This window comes from Microbacterium sp. (assembly GCF_030149085.1).
In the GTDB taxonomy this organism is placed as follows: Bacteria; Actinomycetota; Actinomycetes; order Actinomycetales; family Microbacteriaceae; genus Microbacterium.
Genome location: NZ_JASBSF010000200.1, coordinates 1 through 2,794 on the forward strand (window position 1 = coordinate 1; position 2,794 = coordinate 2,794).

Genomic DNA, 2,794 nt, shown 5'->3' on the forward strand with positions numbered 1-2,794 from the left:
GGTAGAGCTGCGCGGCGACGCGACCGGCCTTCTGCGCAGCCTCATCGGCTGCCGCGGCTTGCTCGTCAGCCTGCGCCTGCAGGTCATCGGCACGCTTGGCGGCGTCGAAGTACGCCTGCTGCGCGACGTAGAACTCATCCGAGAGGCGCTGTGCTTCTGCCTGTGTGCGCTCGACCTCGGCAGTCAGGTCTCGAATCAGCCCCTCGATACGGGTGACCTCCCGGGACTTGGCAGCCTCATTCGCCTTGGCGTTCTGCACGTCATCCCAGCTGGGGTACGACTCTGCGAAGGCAGGTGCGAGGCTGAAGGCCGAGGCGCCGCCAAACAGCAGGAGCCCGCCCGTGATTCCGATGCCCAGGGCGGAGCGGCGCGAGAGCGCACGACGCTCGCGGGGCGTGGGCGCGCAGCCGCACTCCTCAGCGCTCGATTCGAGCTCCACCGGTTCCTCCTGTCACACAGAACGTATTCACACTAACAACATCAGTCACACAAACAACAGGTTTCGCGAGGGAAGTCGGGGTTCGGCATCCGGTCACGAGGCCTCATAGAGCCATGGCTCCCCGGGCGATCCGGCCGGCGGCCGGTGTCCCAGCAGCAGCGATGACGGATGCTCCGGTCCGGTGTGGATGATCGCGGTGCCGCCTCGACGGCGCGCGTATCCGGCCGGGAAACTCCCCGTGACGGGGTTGCGGCTGTGGACCCAGCGGCCGCGGATGACGAGTCTCAGCTCCTCACCCGCCCGGAACCGGGTCGCGTGCTCGCGCACCTCGATGTCGACCGGGATGATCTCGCCGGGGCGAATCGGCGTTCGCTGCTCGAAGGTGTGGACAGGGTGCAGGTCGGTTGTGAGGTCTGGATCGAGGTCGCGGTAACTCACCCGCTGCCATCCGTACGACATCCACGCCCGGTCGAATCCGTACGACCCCTCGAACGGCACGACGGCACCGTCCGCTACCTTGCGCACGCCGACGAACAGCGTCAGATCGTCGGCGGCCCGCGCCGATACGTGCAGCCGCAGCGACATCGGTCCAATGACGTCCAGGCCTTCGGGGATGCGCCACGCCCATTCGAGGCCCGGGCCATTCATCGCGAAGCCGGTCTGCGCGGTCGCCCGTGATGGGTCGTCGCCGAGGGAACCATCCATGCCGTCGAGGTGCAGGCGGCGCATCCGCAGGTCCGCCGGCGGCCACGCCGACTCCGATGTGACAGCTACCGGGATCGGGCCGCTTTCATACACGGCCAGCCGCACCGGAGGAAGTGCATCCCAGCCATTGTCGAGCCCGCGCAGGGTGTGATCGAAGAAGCGGGCCCGGATGCTGGCGGCATCGGCGCTGTAGTACGTGGCCCACTTGCCTCCGCGGTGCGTGTAGAGCCAGCGCGCGGGTCGCTCAGGGAGCGCCCGGCCGACGCGACGGAAGACCTCAAAGGAGCCGCGGGTGTGGAGGTTGTGATCTGAGAAGCTGGCACAGACGAGCATCGGGACTCCGATGCGATCGATGTCGGGGGTGCGGTCGCGGTACCACTGGTCGCGCGTGGTGTGCCGCGCGAACTCCCGGCGCAGCGAGGGTGACGCAACCCGGGCAGCGCGCGAGGTCAGGGTCGACCACAGCACCGAGAACCCGTTCTCATGGATGCCGCCGGGCCAGACGAAGTCGCGGTAGAGGTCGCTGAATCCCTCCCACGGACAGATCGCAGCAAGGTGCTCGGGCGCCCGGGCCGCTACCGCGTACTGCGAGAGCGCGAGGTACGAGACCCCGTCGAGGCCGACCTTGCCGGTCGACCACGGCTGGGTCCCCGCCCACGCGATGAGGTCTTCGTAGTCGTCGGCCTCCTGTGCCTCGAACAGATGGGCCTGTCCTTCCGACGTACCGCCGCCGCGGGCATCCGCGTTCACGACGGCGTAGCCGCGCGGCACCCAGAACGCCGGATCCGGCGCCTCCCATCCGGTCCACGCCGAGATTCGGACGCGGTCGGGCTGCGGCATGATCCGGTACTGCGGGTTGACGGCGCGGAGGCTGCGCGAGCGCGCCGGCACTGCATCTTTTCCATACGGATGCGCCGACATGATGACCGGCACCGGCTCATCGCCGCGCGGGCGGAACACGTTGACCCGCAGCACGGTCCCGTCGCGCATCGTGACCGGGACGTCGCGCTCGACAATCCAGTCCGGCTCGTCGGTCGCGACATCCACAAGCGGCTTCGCGAACAGACGGATGCGGCGCACGATGCGACCGAGAAACCACGCCGGCGAGCGGCGGAATCTCTGCGGAGGCGGCACCGGCACGAGCCCGACGCTACCGCCGGCTCAGCTGCGTCGCGGGTAGACCCGCGTGGGAGGCTGCAGGTCGGCATCCGTGTGTCGCACCGTCGATTGGCGGATCCCTCGGGTATTGCGTATGCTTGACCGTCGGTAAGCGTGAGCCCCCGGGGTCCTTTTCGAAGGATGCTGGAGTTCATCCGGCCCCATCGTTTAGCGGCCTAGGACGCCGCCCTTTCACGGCGGTAGCACGGGTTCGAATCCCGTTGGGGTCACCCTACAATTGAATAAGCATGGCCCTGGAGCGCAGTTGGTTAGCGTGCCGCCCTGTCACGGCGGAGGTCGCGGGTTCAAGTCCCGTCAGGGTCGCTCCGAAAGCGACGGGCCCTTTTTCGGAAGGGCTCTTCGCGTATAGGACGCGGCAACTTCGGCTGCCGTGCGGCTCTGTAGCTCAGTTGGTAGAGCGCACGACTGAAAATCGTGAGGTCACGGGATCGACGCCCGTCGGAGCCACTGGGACCCTCGTGTGGCTTCTAC

The 2,794-nt window shown here is 67.8% G+C and carries 1 protein-coding gene, 3 tRNA genes and 1 pseudogene; 3 read left to right on the forward strand and 2 right to left on the reverse strand.

Going from position 1 to position 2,794, the window contains the following annotated elements:
- Both Q1V87_RS08005 and Q1V87_RS08010 read right to left on the reverse strand, forming a co-directional pair.
- Nucleotides 1-439 (reverse strand): annotated as a pseudogene (locus tag Q1V87_RS08005) (M23 family peptidase); the annotation flags it as partial.
- A gap of 93 nt (nucleotides 440-532) precedes the next feature.
- Entirely contained in the window at nucleotides 533-2,284 is a 1,752-nt protein-coding gene (locus Q1V87_RS08010; RefSeq protein ID WP_300591630.1) for a CocE/NonD family hydrolase, read from the reverse strand.
- Between the two features lie 175 nt (nucleotides 2,285-2,459).
- Between Q1V87_RS08010 and Q1V87_RS08015 the strand changes: the two genes are divergently transcribed.
- From Q1V87_RS08015 to Q1V87_RS08025, 3 genes are all read left to right on the forward strand, one after another.
- Nucleotides 2,460-2,532, forward strand: a tRNA-Glu gene (locus tag Q1V87_RS08015).
- Nucleotides 2,533-2,552: 20 nt separating this feature from the next.
- A tRNA-Asp gene (locus Q1V87_RS08020) sits at nucleotides 2,553-2,626 on the forward strand.
- A gap of 71 nt (nucleotides 2,627-2,697) precedes the next feature.
- Nucleotides 2,698-2,770: transfer RNA gene (locus Q1V87_RS08025), tRNA-Phe, on the forward strand.
- The last annotated feature ends 24 nt before the right edge of the window (nucleotides 2,771-2,794 follow it).